This is a genomic window from Stenotrophomonas sp. P5_A8, from assembly GCF_056400545.1.
The window spans coordinates 1-14561 of the sequence record NZ_JBFULB010000001.1 but is presented as its reverse complement, the minus strand read 5'-3'; the positions used below and the strand labels follow the sequence as shown (position 1 = coordinate 14561).

The following is a 14561-nucleotide window of genomic DNA, read 5'->3' as shown; positions in this document are numbered from 1 at the left end:
CAGGGCCTCAGCCGCGCTGCCCGGTCGTCGCCTCGGTGGCGGCCGCGCTGGGCCGCACGGGCTCGGGTCGTGGCGGCATCCACGGCATCGGCCGGCTGCCTGCCAGCGTCACCCAGCCCAGCACCTGCGCTTCGGTCGGGTCGTGCAGCAGGTTGTGTAGATCGACCTCCATGCCGATGGCCGCGCCCCAGAGGCTGGCCCAGGCATTGTGGCCGCTGCGGTGCGCAGTCTGCAGGGCGCGGTCGGCCGCGCGCAGGCTGTCGTCCAGTTGCCCGGATTGATCGGCGAACAGCGGCAGCGGGGCCACGCCAAGGCTGGCGCTGAGGGTGATCGGCTGCCCGGGCCGGATCTCCACCAGCAGGCGCTCGATGCGGGTACGCAGGTGGTTGGCCAGCGCCTGCGCGGCGGCGTCGGAGGTATCGTGGCGTGCCACCAGGAACCGGGCGCCGCCCCAGCGGGCCACCAGGTCGCCGCGGTCCACGGCGCTGTGCAGGCAGCGCGCCACCGCACGCAGCAGGGCATCGCCACCGGCCTGGCCGTGGCGGTCGTTGAGTGCCTTGAAGTCGTCGATTTCCAGCAGCAGCAGCGCGCTGCGCCGCTGGCCCGACGCGCGGGCATCGCCCAGCAGGCGTTCGGCTTCGTGCCGGTTGGGCAGGTCGGTGACCGCATCGGTCCGGCTCAGCGCCGCCAGTTCGCGTCGCTGCCGGCGCAGGCGCAGGATCAGGAACGCGGCGATCGCCAGTACGGCCAGCAGCGCGGCGACCGCGCTGTTGCGGACCACCCGTACGCGGCCCAGGTCCTGTTCGGCATTGACCTCGGCCGGTGCGATGCGGCGCTCCGCGCTGGCCTGCAGCTTGGCCAGGCGGTTGAGGGTGTCGCCCTTGCTGCGTGCCTGATCCAGTTCGCGCGCCTGGCGGGCCACCTGCAATGCCTGCTGACGCTGGCCAAGCAGGGTATGGGCATCGCCGAGCACGTCCAGGCCATGGCGGATCTCATCCGTGAAGTTGCCGCTGTCGGCCAGCGTCTGCGCCTGTTCGGCGAGGGCCAGGCCCTTGGCTGCCTGGTCGCGGTCGAGCGCCAACCGGGCCAGGCGCTGCAGGGTGATGATCCGACCCTGTGCATCCTGCGTGGTCTGCCAGGCCAGGGCCTGGTCCAGGCCCTTCTGGGCCTGGTCCAGCTCACCGCGCACGCGCCGGATCTCGGCCCGGTGGCTGGTGATGCGGTGCATCAGCAGGTCCTGGCCACTGAGGCGCGCGCCGATCGCGGCAGCACGATCGAAGGCCGTCTGCGCCTCCTCGTAGCGCTGCATCGACAGCAGCGCATAGCCGACGTTGTAGTGGATCAGCATGTCGCCCGGGTTCGGCGGCCGGCGCAGGTGCTCGCTCAGCGCGGCGGCCTTCTGCAGGTAGGTCAACGCGCCCTGCGCATCGCCCATGGCATCGCCGCGGATCATGGCGATCTGCATCAGCGCACTGATCTGTCCGTGCACATCGCGGGTGCGCACTGACTCGTCAAGGAAGGTGCGGGTCAGCTCCAGCGCCTGGGCCTGGTCGCCGCGCCACAACAGCAGGTGCGCGGCCATCGAACGCGCACGCAGGGTGTCCTCGGCGGTGGCATCGGTGTGTTTTACGGCGGCCAGCAGGCGCTCGGGCAGGCCCGCGGTCTCCTCCAGGCGGCCCTGCGAACGCAGCCCCATCCCCAGGCACGCGATCGCGCCGATCTCCACCGAGGTAGGCAGTGTCGGTCGTGCCAGCAACGCCTTGGCGATCTGCAGCGATGTCTCCGGGGTGCTGGCCAGCAGCGCGTTGCACTGCTCCACCTGGGCGACCAACGGCATGCCAGCGCCGGCGCGCTGTGCCTGCGCAGGCGGGGTGGAAAGGGCAACGGCAACGCACAGCAGCGCAGGCAGACTGCGCCGGACAAGCGACAAGCAGTTCATGGTCCACAACATCCTGGCGGTGATCCGGCGGGGGCGGGCGTGGCTGCGAGGATGCTGCAGCGAATCGGGGTGCCGGATCGTAGAAGGCTAATATACCGGCGTTGTCGACAAAAATTGACGCCTTTGGCCCGTTCGGACCCGTCGTACATGCCGCTTCCCCCCGTATCTGACCGCCCCGTCATGGCTCCCGACGCCGTCGCCGCCGGCCTGGGCGCACGCACCGATGCCATGTTGCGCGGCCTATGGCTGCTCGTGGCCGCCTTCCACCTGCTGATCGCCAGCTGGTTGCTGCTGCGCCTGGGCGACGGGGTGGACACGCTGGTGCTGGCCCTGGCCAGCGCACACCTGGTGGTATGCGTGGCCTGCCTGGTCGAGCAGCGGCGCGGGCATGGGGTACGTGCGGCGACGCTGTTCGTGGCGGGCCAGTTGCTGTTGCTGGCGGTCACCGAAGGGTATTGGGGCTTGGCGGCGTTGTCGCGGGTGCAACTGGTGCAACTGGTGCCCGTGCTGCTCGTAGCGGCGCTGCTGGGCGCAGCGGCGTTGCGCTGGGCCACGCTGTGGGCGTGCCTGGCGATGTTGCTGGGCGCCTGGATCGACCTGGCGGGCATCCTGTTCCGCGCCGACCGCGTCGCCCACGTGGTCACCGACCTGGGCGTCTGCGTGTTCGGCTGCGTGCTGGTGGCCTGGCTGCTGCACCACAGCGTCACCGGCCTGCGCGAAAGCCTGCAGGTGGCGCGGCAGCACGGTGTGGCGCTGGCGCGCAAGCGCGATGAGCTGCAGCTGGAAATGCAGGAGAAGGAACGCTCGCGCGACCAGCTGGTGCATGCCATGAAAATGGACAACGTGGGCCGACTGGCCAGCGGCATCGCCCACGACTTCAATCACCTGTTGGCGCTGGTGCACGGCTATGTAGGCAAGGCCCGCCGCGCGCAGGATCCGGCGGCGGTGGCCGAGGCATTGCAGGGTATCGACTCGGCCGCCCGACGCGCGAGCGCAGTCAGCCGGCGGCTGCTGGATTTCAGCCGGCTGGAGGCGAGCCGGCCACAGCTGCTCGATGTTGCTGCGACCCTGGAGGCGATGGCGCCGACGCTGCGGCAAGTCTTCGGCGCGGGCATCCACTGCGACGTCGTTACCGGGCAGGGGCAATGCTGCATCCATTTCGATCCAGCGCAGCTGGAATCGATCCTGCTCAGCCTGGCGGTCAACGCCGGGCAGGCCATGCCCGACGGCGGTCGATTCGCGTTGGTGCTGGCGTGGCTGCCCAGCGTCGGCGAGGTGTCGATACAGGCAAGCGACACCGGCCTGGGCATGAGCGATGAGGTCCGTGCGCGTTGCCTGCAACCGTTCTTCACCACCAAGCCGGTCGGGCAGGGCACCGGGCTGGGGCTGGCCGTCAGTGCCAGCCTGGTGGCCGCCGCCGGTGGCCGCATCCACGTGCAAAGCCGCCTGGGCCACGGCACCTGCGTGGACATCCGCCTGCCGGCGCGCGCTGCCCCGACGGTGCAACGGTCGTGAGCAACCCGTGTAGCCGGCGGCACCTGCGCCACCGGCTACACTGGCCCCTGCCCTGACGGAATCACCCCGTGGTCTCCAGTTGGATCCTGCTGTTGGTATCGGTGGCCTATGCCGCGCTGTTGTTCGGCGTGGCGTGGTGGGGCGACCGTCGCCCGATGTACCCGGACCGGCCGTGGCTGCGCCCGGTGGTCTACAGCCTGGCACTGGCGGTGTACTGCTCGTCGTGGACGTTCTACGGGGCGGTCGGCACGGCGGTGCGCAACGGCATCGGCTACCTGCCGATCTACCTGGGCCCGCTGCTGCTGTGGTTGTTCGGCTGGCGCATCATCGAGCGGCTGGCGCTGATCGCCCGCAGCCAGAACGTGGTGTCCATCGCCGACTTCATCTCTTCCCGCTTCGGCCGGTCGCGGCGGCTGGCCGCGCTGGTGGCGGTGATCGCGCTGATCGGCATCGTGCCGTACCTGGCGCTGCAGTACAAAGCGGTGGCGATGAGCCTGCAGGTGCTGACCGGTAACGTCGGGCCGACCGGCTTTTTCACCGATCCGGCGCTGTACGTGGCGTTGCTGATGGCGCTGTTCGCCACCCTGTTCGGCACCCGCCAGGTGGATGCCACCGAACACCACCACGGCATGATGCTGGCCATCGCGCTGGAGTCGCTGATCAAGCTGATCGCGATGGTCGCGCTGGGGTTGTTTGCCTATCTGTGGCTCAACGACCGCACCGATGCGGTACTGCAGTCGGCGCATACGCTGTTCGCCGGACTGCCACCGGTCGGCTTCATCTCGCAGACGCTGCTCAGCTTCCTGGCGATCATCTGCCTGCCGCGCCAGTTCCACGTGGCGGTGGTCGAGTGCGGCGACGTGCGCGACATCCGCCGCGCGCGCTGGATGTTTGGCGCCTATTTGATCGTGATTTCGGCGATGGTGATCCCCATCGCCACGGCCGGGGTGACCCTGTTCGGCACCGGCGGCAGCGTTGCCGACGACAGCATGGTGCTGGCCCTGCCGCTGGCCGAAGGACGCAAGTTCCTGGCGCTGGTGGCCTATGTCGGCGGCTTCTCGGCCGCCACCGGCATGGTCATCGTGGCCTCGATCGCGCTGGCCACGATGGTCAGCAACGACCTGGTGATGCCGGTGCTGCTGCGTCGCAGCGGCGATCACCAGGAAGCGGCCGACGTCGCCTCGCGCGTGCTGTGGATCCGCCGCACCGCGATCCTGCTGCTGGCGCTGGTGGCCTACAGCTACTACCGCGGCAGCAGCAATGACAGCACGCTGGCCTCGTACGGGCTGATGGCGTTCGCGGCGGTGGCGCAGTTCGCGCCGGGCCTGATCGGCGGCCTGTACTGGCGCGGGGCCAGCCGTCGCGGCGTGGAAGTGGGCATGCTGCTGGGCTTTGGTACGTGGGTCTACACGCTGCTGCTGCCCGCGCTCACCCATGCCGGCTGGATGGAAGCGGCCTGGCTGGTGCGCGGTCCGTTCGGCCTGGGCTGGCTGCAGCCGCAGCATCTGTTCGGCATGAGCGGCTGGGATCCGCTGACCCACGGCACGTTCTGGTCGTTGCTGGTCAACGTGGCGGCGATGGTGCTGGTCTCGGTGCGCTGGCGCCCGGGCGTCGACGAGCGGCTGCGCGCGGCACCGTTCCTGGACCCGTATGCGCAACGGCCGTCGGTGGCCGGTGCGTGGCCCGGCAACGTGCATGTCGGCGATCTGCTCGCGCTGGCCTCGCGCGTGGTCGGTGACCGCCATGCACGGCGCTCGTTCTTCGAGCAGGCCCAGTCGATGGGCCGGGAGCTGCAGGCCTCCGCGCCGGCCGACCGCGCCTGGGTGCAGTTCACCGAACGCCTGCTGGCCGCCTCCATCGGCGCAGCGTCGGCGCGCCTGCTGCTGACCAGCCTGCTGCGGGGCTCGGGCATGGACCTGGGCGAAGTGGTGGCGGTGCTGGATGAGGCCGGGCAGGAGCTGCGCTTCAACCGCGAGATCCTGTCCACCACGCTGGAGAACATCAGCGCCGGGGTGAGTGTGGTCGACCCGGACATGCGCCTGACCGCTTGGAACCGTCGCTACCAGCAGATGTTCGGCTACCCCGACGGGATGCTGTACGTGGGACGCCCGGTGGCGGATCTGATCCGCTACAACGCCGAACGTGGCGAGCTGGGCGAGGGTGACATCGAGGTGCAGATCAACCGGCGCATCGGCTACATGCGCGCCGGCTCACCGCACATCTTCGAGCGCACCCGCAGCGACGGCAAAGTGATCGAAATGCGCGGCCAGGCCTTGCCCGGCGGCGGCTACGTGACCAGCTACAACGACATCACCGACTACAAGCACGCCGAACGCGCACTTCTGGAGGCCAACGAAACCCTGGAGCAGCGCGTGGCCGAGCGCTCGCACGAGGCCGAGGTGGCCCAGCAGTCCAAGACCCGCTTCCTGGCTGCGATCAGCCATGACGTGCTGCAGCCGTTGAACGCGGCGCGGCTGTTCGCCTCGGCGCTGCGCGAGAGCCACCACCACAACGAAGAGCAACGGCACCTGGCCGAGCGCGTGGATGCCTCGCTGCGTGCGGCCGAAGAGCTGCTGGACGGCCTGCTCGATGTATCGCGACTGGACGCCGGTGGGTTGCATCCGGTCATCGGCGATTTCGACGTGAGCGTGCTCATGCGCGAACTCGCCGCGCAGTACTCGCCGGTCGCGGCCGGACGCGGGCTGCGCATGGATCTGTTCGCGCGGCCGGCGTGGATCCGCAGCGACCGCCGGCTGCTGCGCCGGGTGCTGCAGAATTTCCTGGCCAACGCATTGCGCTATACCCGGCAAGGTCGCATCGTGCTGGCGGTACGCCATCGTGGCGATGAAGTGGAACTGCAGGTCTGGGATACCGGGCCGGGCATCCCCGAACACCACATGCAGCAGATCTTCGACGAGTTCCACCGCTACCAGCAGCCGTTCGACTGGGGCGAGCAGGGGCTGGGGCTGGGCCTGTCGATCTGCCAGCGCATCTCGCGCCTGCTCGACCACCGCCTCAACGCGCGCAGCCGGGTGGGCAGCGGCAGCATGTTTTCGATCATGCTGCCGCGGGTGGAGGCCCTGGTGCTGCCGTTCGCCGCCGCCAGCGCCCCCACTGCGCCGCCGGCCCGCACCCATTCGCTGGCGGGCATGCGCGTGCTGTGCGTGGACAACGACCAGGAAATCCTGGACGGCATGCGCGCGCTGCTGGGACGTTGGGGGGTGGAGGTGATCACCGCCAGCACCGTGGACCAGGCGCTGGAGAAGGTGGACCTGCAGCCGGACGTGATGCTGGTGGATTACCACCTGCACGATCGCCTGGATGGACTGGATACGCTGGTGGCGCTGCGCGACAAGGCCGGGCGGGCGATTCCCGGTGCGCTGTTGACTGCCGACGGGCGCGACGAGTTGAAGCGGATGGCGCGCGAGCGCGGCTACCGGTTGTTGACCAAGCCGATCAAGCCGGCGTCGTTGCGGGCGTTCCTGGCTGCGTTCCACGCACCGCGCAGCGATATGTAGCGGCGCGGTGCGTGGCGTCCTGCCTCAGGCCATGGCGCCGCTGAGGTGTTCGTACAGGATGGTGGCGCCGATGATGATCAGGATCACGCCACCGACGATTTCCGCGCGCTTGCCGACCAGGTTGCCCAGCACGCGGCCAAGCATGATGCCGGCGGTGACCATGGTCAGGGTGCACAGGCCGATGACCAGTGCCATGACGCCGATGTTGACGTCGATGAAGGCCAGGCCGATGCCGACGGCCATCGCATCGATGCTGGTGGCAAAGCCGGTGACGGCCAGCCGCCAGAAGCCGTGGTGCTTGCGGGTGTCCTCGTCGTCGCCCTCGCCACCCTCATCGGGGCGGATGCCGTTGATGATCATGTGCACGCCCAGCGCGCCCAGCAGGCCGAAGGCGATCCAGTGGTCGAAGGCTTCCACGTACTGCAGGGCCGCGCGGCCGAGCAGCCAGCCGATCACCGGGGTGATGCCTTCGATGACGCCGAAGATGAGGCCGGCGCGCAGCGCATCGGGGAAGCGGGGCTTGCGCATGGCCGCGCCTTTGCCGATCGCCGCAGCGAAGGCATCGGTGGACATGGCAAAGCCGATCAGCAGGATCGAAAGGGGGGACATTGAGGGTCACAGCAGGTTGGGCGATGTCAGGCAACGGACCGCGCTCGCGCCCAACCTGACGTTGCGCACGCGGACCGCTGGTCTCGCCAACCATCATGGTTGCCCGCACCACGGCGCACTGGCCGAGTATGTTGATACGGGCGTTTCCTCATCGCAGGAAACCGGCTACTCCCCAAGGGGACGCGAAGCTTAGCACCGGGCCAGCGGATTGGAGCGTTCACCGGCAATTGCGCAGGTAACGCTGGATTTCATAGCCCCGGCTATAAGCCGGGGCGGGTAGAGCCGAGCCATGCTCGGCTGCTCCGAAGCCGCAGATGTCATAGCCGGGCCGGGGTAGAGCCGAGCCATGCTCGGCTGCTCCAACGCCGCAGATGTCATAGCCGGGGCGGGGTAGAGCCGAGCCACGCTCGGCTGCTCTTCGTTCCGGCACCACGCCCTCCACGCACGTCGTGGCTCTATTCCTCTTCCGGCGGCAACACGATCTGTTCTTCATCGATGGCCAGCTTGCCGGCCATCAGCACCGCCTGGGTGCGGTTGGTGACCCCGAGCTTGCGCAGGATCGCGGTGACATGCGCCTTGATCGTCGCCTCGGACACGTTGAGATCGTAGGCGATCTGCTTGTTGAGGCGGCCGGCGCCGAGCATCTGCAGCACGCGGAACTGCTGCGGGGTGAGCTCGCGCRGGCGCTGGCCGATCTCGCGCTCCTCGCGCCCGGTCTGCGGCACGTTGTGCGCTTCCGGCGGGGCCCAGGTTTCCCCGTCCAGGATCGTCCCCAGCGCGTGGCCGATGGTGTCCGAGTCGGCGGATTTGGGGATGAACCCGAACGCGCCGTGGTCAAGCGCGCGGCGCATCACCGTCGGCTCTTCGCGTGCCGACACCACCACCACCGGCAGCTGCGGGTGCAGTGCCCGCATGTGCACGAGCGCGTTGAATCCCTGCGCACCGGGCATGTTGAGGTCCATCAGGACCAGGTCGGCGTCGGTGTGCTGGTCGGCCAGCTGGTACAGCGCTTCCACGCTGTCAGCCTCGAACAGCTGCACGCCAGGGATGACGCGTTGCACGGCACCGCGAAGGGCTTCGCGGAACAGCGGGTGGTCATCGGCAATCAGGAGCGTTGTCATGGTGGGGGCCATGTTGCGGAGGCGTGCAGCGACGCAACGAAAAGTGTATCGAGATGACAGCCCCCTGAGTCAGGGGGCGGCCGCGAAGCGGCGGGGCGTGGGTGCTGGGGAGACCAGGCCCACGATCCGTTTGCGGATCGTGGGAGCGGCAGCGCACACGCGATGCCGCGGTCCCATCCTGCGCCTGGTGCCGCGGAACTACCTCACCTTGCGTTCTTCCACCAGCGAGGCCACGACCGACGGATCGGCCAGGGTCGAGGTGTCGCCAAGCTGGTCCGGTGCGTTCTCGGCGATCTTGCGCAGAATGCGGCGCATGATCTTGCCCGAACGCGTCTTGGGCAGGCCCGGCGCCCACTGCAGGTGGTCGGGCGCGGCGATGGGACCGATCTCCTTGCGTACCCAGGCGATCAGTTCCTTGTGCAGTTCATCGCTGGGCGTCTCGTCGGCGATCAGGGTCACATAGGCGTAGATGCCCTGGCCCTTGATGTCGTGCGGGAAGCCGACCACGGCCGCTTCGGCCACCTTCGGATGCGACACCAGCGCGCTTTCCACCTCGGCGGTGCCGATACGGTGGCCGGACACGTTGATCACATCATCCACGCGGCCGGTGATCCAGTAGTAGCCGTCCTCGTCGCGACGGCAGCCATCGCCGGTGAAATAGCTGCCCGGGTAGGTGCGGAAGTAGGTGTCGATGAAACGCTGGTGGTCGCCGTAGACGCTGCGCATCTGGCCCGGCCACGAATCACGGATGATCAGGTTGCCCTCGGTGGGGCCGTCCTGGATCTCGCCCTCGGCATTGACCAGCGCCGGCTGCACGCCGAAGAAGGGCAGCGTGGCCGAGCCCGGCTTGAGGTCGACCGCACCGGGCAGCGGCGAAATCAGGATGCCGCCGGTCTCGGTCTGCCACCAGGTATCCACGATCGGGCAGCGGCTGTCGCCGACGACCTCGTAGTACCAGCGCCAGGCCTCGGGATTGATCGGCTCACCGACGCTGCCGAGCAGGCGCAGCGAAGCGCGCGACGTACGCTTGACCGGTGCATCGCCCTCGCGCATCAACGCGCGGATGGCGGTCGGGGCGGTGTAGAAGATGCTCACCTTGTGCTTGTCGATCACCTCCCAGAACCGCGAGGTGGTCGGGAAGTTGGGCACGCCTTCGAACATCAGCGAGGTTGCGCCGTTGGCCAGCGGACCGTACACGATGTAGCTGTGGCCGGTGACCCAGCCGACGTCGGCGGTGCACCAGTAGATGTCATCCTCACGCAGGTCGAACACCGCTTCATGGGTGTAGGCGGCGTACAGCAGATAGCCGCCGGTGGTATGCAGCACGCCCTTGGGCTTGCCGGTGGAACCGGAGGTGTAGAGGATGAACAGCGGGTCCTCGGCGTTCATCCGTTCCGGCTCGCACTGCGCCGGCTGCGGATCGACCACGTCATGGAACCAACGGTCGCGCGGGGCCTGCATGTCCACCGCGCCGCCGGTGTGGCGCACCACCAGCACGGTTTCCACGGTGGTGGTGCCCGGCAACTTCAGCGCGGCGTCGACGTTGGCCTTGAGCGGGATCCGACGGCCGCCACGCAGGCCTTCGTCGGCGGTGATGATCAGCTTGCTGGCGCAGTCGATCACCCGGTCGGCGATCGAGTTGGGCGCAAAGCCGCCGAACACCACCGAATGCACCGCACCGATGCGCGCGCAGGCGAGCATGGCCACGGCCGCATCGACGATCATCGGCAGGTAGATGGTGACCCGGTCGCCCTTCTTGACGCCCAGGTTGCGCAGCGCATTGCCGAGCCGGCACACGCGCTCATACRGCTCGCGATAGGTGACGCCCTGCGCAGGTGCATCGGGGCTGTCCGGTTCGAACAGCAGGGCGACTTTGTCGCCACGCTGATCAAGCTGGCGGTCCAGGCAGTTGACGCTGGCGTTGAGCTCGCCATCTTCGAACCACCGGATGCGGAAATCGTCGAGATCGTAGCTGACGTTCTTGATCGTGGTCGGTTTCTTGAACCACTGCAGGCGCTCGGCGGCCTTGCCCCAGAACGCATCGGGGTTTTCCAGCGACTCCCGATACAGCTGTTCGTAAGTGTTCTTGTCAATGCGCGCCTTGGCGGAAAAATCCGCCTTGACGGGGTAAAGATCAGCCATGGCACCCTCACTTGCAACAGGACTTGGGTTGTGCGGTCGCAACATAAGGTGCGACCTCTCCCCCTCAGTTTGCCGCATCCACCCTGCTTCGCGGTGGCTGGGTGGTTAGACCATGGTCGAACGCGGCAGGAACGCCGGGAACGGGTCAGGTTGGAGCGTGCGGTGTGGGCAGCAAGCGGCTGTCGGTGGGTGCCGGGTGCGTTTGGGCCCGTGGCAAGGGGGCGTGGCGCTATCTGTGAGGAAGAGCGTACCGACCAACGGTCGGTACCTACCCAAGTGCCTGTGGCACCTGCCGGTCGCCGTTGGCGTCCGGGTCGTGCCCGCCCGGCGGGCGAGTACGACTAATGGCCAATAGCCGTTGCGGGCGGGGCGGCCCCACTGTCGGCTGGACCGTGCACAGCGCGGCGTTCGCATTGCCACCCGGGAGAGAGGGCAACATGAGCCACCGTTTATTGAAGACGACACGCCGGCCGTTGGCGGCCGCCCTGTTCGTCGCATTGATCGCACCAGGCGTCGCATTCGCCGATACCGCCAAAGAGAAGGCGCTGGAAGCACGCATCGCCGAACTGGAGCGCCAGGTGCAGATGCTGGTCAACACCAGCCAGCAGCAACAGAGCCAGATCAGCCAGACCCAGACCGAGGTCACCGCGGTGAAGACCGTGCAGGCCCAGCAGCCGCTGGCCGCGCAGGTGCCCGCCGGCAAGCAGCCGATCCAGGTCACCACCATCACCCCGGGCGCGGCGCCGGGCACCACGGTCAAGATCGGTGGCTTCATCAAGGCCGACTTCCTGGCCACCCAGACCAGCGACGGCCAGCTTGCCGACGATGCCACCGGGCGCGCGCTGTACCTGCCCGGTCAGACCCCGGTCGCCGGTGCCGGCGGCAGCGGCAAGCGCTCGGACGTGGACTACAACGCCCACGCCAAGTTCTCGCGCTTCAACCTGGGCATCGACAACGTCAGTGACGCCGGCAACAAGGCCGGTGCGTTCTTCGAAATGGACTTCTTCGGCAATTCACTGGGCAACCAGACCGCCACCAACACCTATGGCGTCACCCTGCGGCATGCCTACATGTACTGGAACAACTGGCTGGCCGGCCAGACCTGGTCCAACTTCATGGATGCGGCCTCGCTGCCGGAAGCGGCCGATTTCGTCGGTCCCACCGATGGCGTGCTGTTCGTGCGCCAGGCGCAGATCCGCTACACCCAGGGCGGCTTCAGCGTCGCGCTGGAAAACCCGGAAACCACCGTGCTCACCGGCACCCGCAACCCGATTACCGGCGCGTGGACCAACGTGGCCAGCAACTCCGATCGCGGCGCCCTGCCGGATCTGACCCTGCGCTATGGCTGGAAGGGCGACTGGGGCACCTTTGGCGTGGGCGCGGTCGTGCGCCAGCTCAAGGTGGACAACCAGACCACCAATGCCGATGCGGACAAGATCGGCGGCGGCCTGACCCTGGGCGGCAAGTGGGTGATGGGCAGCACCGACACCCTGCATTACCAGATCAGTGGCGGCGAGGGCATCGCCCGTTACGTCGGCCTTGGCGTCACCGCCGATACCGCCTACGACATCGCCCGCGACGAACTCAACCCGACCGGCGTGCTGGCCGGCTACGTCGGCTGGCGCCACGCCTTCACCCCGAAACTGCGTACCAACCTGATCTACGCGCGCAGCGACTACGACAACGATGGCAGCCTTGGCCCGCTGGTCACCAAGAGCGTGCAGAGCATCCGCGGCAACATCTTCTACACGCCGATGCCCAAGGTCGATATCGGCGCGGAATACATGTACGGCGTGCGCGAGATCGAGGACGGTCGCAAGGGCGATATCAACCGCCTGCAGTTCACCACCAAATACAGTTTTTGAATGCGTGCCGACCCACGGTCGGCACTCCAAAACTAGAAACCACCTGACCAACACTGCGATTGCCGACCTACGGTCGGCACTACCGAGGGGAAGCATCCCATGTCATCCACACCCGTACCCGCAAAACCGCAACTTACCCAGGGACACAAGAAGGTCATCTTCGCGTCCAGCCTGGGCACTGTCTTCGAGTGGTACGACTTCTTCCTGTACGGCTCGCTGGCGGCGATCATCGCCAAGCAGTTCTTCAGTGGCGTCAACGAAACCACGGGCATGATCTTCGCCCTGCTGGCCTTTGCCGCCGGCTTCTTCGTGCGTCCGTTCGGCGCGGCGTTCTTCGGCAGCCTCGGCGACCGCATCGGCCGCAAGTACACCTTCCTGGTCACCATCCTGATCATGGGCATCTCGACCTTCCTGGTCGGCGTGCTGCCCAACTATGCGTCGATCGGCTTCGCCGCCCCGGTGATCCTGATCATCCTGCGCCTGGCCCAAGGCCTGGCGATGGGCGGTGAGTACGGTGGCGCGGCCACCTATGTCGCCGAGCATGCGCCGGCCGACAAGCGTGGCCTGTACACCAGCTTCATCCAGTGCACCGCGACGCTGGGCCTGTTCATGTCGCTGCTGATCATCCTGGCCTGCCGCTACTTCCTCGGCAACGAGGCCTTCGAAGCCTGGGGCTGGCGCATCCCGTTCCTGGTCTCCATCGTGCTGCTGGGCGTGTCGGTGTGGATCCGCCTGCAGCTGAGCGAATCGCCGCTGTTCCAGCAGATGAAGGCCGAAGGCAAGGGCTCCAAGACCCCGTTCCGTGACAGCCTCAAGGACGGTAACCTCAAGCTGATGCTGCTGGTGCTGCTGGGTGCCGCCGCCGGCCAGGCCGTGGTCTGGTACGGCGGTCAGTTCTACGCGCTGTTCTTCCTGAGCAGCATGCTCAAGGTCGATGCCACCACCTCCTACCTGCTGATCGCCGGTGCGCTCGCGCTGGGCGTGCCGTTCTTCATCTTCTTCGGCTGGCTGTCCGATCGCATCGGCCGCAAGAAGATCATCCTGGCCGGCTGCCTGTTGGCCGCCATCACCTACATCCCGATCTTCAAGGGCCTGACCCACTTCGCCAACCCGGCCATCGAAGAAGCGCGCACCAATTCGCCGGCCCTGGTCGTGGCCGATCCGAACACCTGCTCGTTCCAGTTCGATCCGGTCGGCATGCGCAAGTTCACCAGCTCCTGCGACGTGGCCACCGCGGCACTGACCAAGGCCGGCGTGCCGTATGAGGTCAAGCCGGCCGCCGCCGGTACCCTGGCGATCGTCAACGTGGGCAGCGCCAGCGTCGCCTCCTACGAGTCGGCCGGGCTGACCAAGGAAGACGGCAAGGCCAAGGCCGATGCGTTCGGTGCCGAGTTGAAGACCGCGCTGACCGCCGCCGGCTATCCGGCCAAGGCCGACAACGCGCGCATCAACATCCCCGGCACGATCTTCATGCTGTGGCTGCTGGTGCTGTACGTGACCATGGTCTACGGCCCGATCGCCGCCTACCTGGTCGAGCTGTTCCCGACCCGCATCCGCTACACCTCGATGTCGCTGCCGTACCACATCGGCAACGGCTGGTTCGGTGGCTTCCTGCCGGCGATCTCCTTCGCGCTGGTGGCCGGCACCGGCAACCTCTACTACGGCCTGTGGTACCCGATCATCATCGCGTTGATGACGGTCGTGGTCGGTGGCTTGTTCCTGAAGGAAACCCGCGGGGTGGACATCACCAAATAACGGTGAGCCGCACAGAATGAAGACGGGGCCGCGATGCAGATCGCGGCCCTTTTCGTTCCCGGTAGTGCCGGCCGCTGGCCGGCAACCACGCATACCC

The 14561-nt window shown here is 67.6% G+C and carries 8 protein-coding genes; 4 read left to right on the top strand and 4 right to left on the bottom strand.

Features of this window, described 5'->3' with window-relative positions:
- Positions 1–7: 7 nt before the first annotated feature.
- Positions 8–1939, bottom strand: coding sequence for a GGDEF domain-containing protein (locus AC1DQP_RS00040; RefSeq protein ID WP_457317805.1), 1932 nt, complete (start codon positions 1937–1939; stop codon positions 8–10).
- 180 nt (positions 1940–2119) lie between these two features.
- Between AC1DQP_RS00040 and AC1DQP_RS00035 the strand changes: the two genes are divergently transcribed.
- Both AC1DQP_RS00035 and AC1DQP_RS00030 read left to right on the top strand, forming a co-directional pair.
- Positions 2120–3454 (top strand): sensor histidine kinase, encoded by a 1335-nt coding sequence (locus AC1DQP_RS00035; RefSeq protein ID WP_457317804.1) that lies wholly within the window; start codon positions 2120–2122, stop codon positions 3452–3454.
- A 68-nt stretch (positions 3455–3522) separates the two neighbouring features.
- On the top strand, positions 3523–6972 hold the full coding sequence (locus AC1DQP_RS00030) for a hybrid sensor histidine kinase/response regulator (RefSeq protein WP_457317803.1): 3450 nt from the start codon (positions 3523–3525) through the stop codon (positions 6970–6972).
- A gap of 24 nt (positions 6973–6996) precedes the next feature.
- Here the strand turns inward: AC1DQP_RS00030 and mntP are convergent, their stop codons facing one another.
- From mntP to acs, 3 genes are all read right to left on the bottom strand, one after another.
- On the bottom strand, positions 6997–7581 hold the full coding sequence (gene mntP, locus AC1DQP_RS00025) for a manganese efflux pump MntP (protein ID WP_256776320.1): 585 nt from the start codon (positions 7579–7581) through the stop codon (positions 6997–6999).
- A gap of 455 nt (positions 7582–8036) precedes the next feature.
- Positions 8037–8702, bottom strand: a complete 666-nt coding sequence (locus AC1DQP_RS00020) for a response regulator transcription factor (protein ID WP_478050903.1) — start codon at positions 8700–8702, stop codon at positions 8037–8039.
- A 198-nt stretch (positions 8703–8900) separates the two neighbouring features.
- Complete coding sequence (gene acs / locus AC1DQP_RS00015; protein ID WP_478050902.1) at positions 8901–10844, bottom strand: acetate--CoA ligase; 1944 nt, start codon at positions 10842–10844, stop codon at positions 8901–8903.
- Between the two features lie 437 nt (positions 10845–11281).
- Between acs and AC1DQP_RS00010 the strand changes: the two genes are divergently transcribed.
- Together AC1DQP_RS00010 and AC1DQP_RS00005 are read left to right on the top strand one after the other, a co-directional pair.
- Positions 11282–12709, top strand: coding sequence for a DcaP family trimeric outer membrane transporter (locus AC1DQP_RS00010; protein WP_256776317.1), 1428 nt, complete (start codon positions 11282–11284; stop codon positions 12707–12709).
- Between the two features lie 99 nt (positions 12710–12808).
- The gene (locus AC1DQP_RS00005) at positions 12809–14464 is read left to right on the top strand and encodes an MFS transporter (RefSeq protein ID WP_457317801.1); all 1656 of its coding nucleotides are present in this window, start codon (positions 12809–12811) and stop codon (positions 14462–14464) included.
- Positions 14465–14561: the final 97 nt, after the last annotated feature.

Excerpts from the sequence above, each read along its gene's own strand:
- AC1DQP_RS00040 (WP_457317805.1), bottom strand. The coding sequence starts at position 1,939 with ATGAACTGCTTGTCGCTTGTCCGGCGCAGTCTGCCTGCGCTGCTGTGC.
- AC1DQP_RS00010 (WP_256776317.1), top strand. The coding sequence starts at position 11,282 with ATGAGCCACCGTTTATTGAAGACGACACGCCGGCCGTTGGCGGCCGCC.
- mntP (WP_256776320.1), bottom strand. The coding sequence starts at position 7,581 with ATGTCCCCCCTTTCGATCCTGCTGATCGGCTTTGCCATGTCCACCGAT.
- AC1DQP_RS00005 (WP_457317801.1), top strand. The coding sequence starts at position 12,809 with ATGTCATCCACACCCGTACCCGCAAAACCGCAACTTACCCAGGGACAC.
- AC1DQP_RS00035 (WP_457317804.1), top strand. The coding sequence starts at position 2,120 with ATGGCTCCCGACGCCGTCGCCGCCGGCCTGGGCGCACGCACCGATGCC.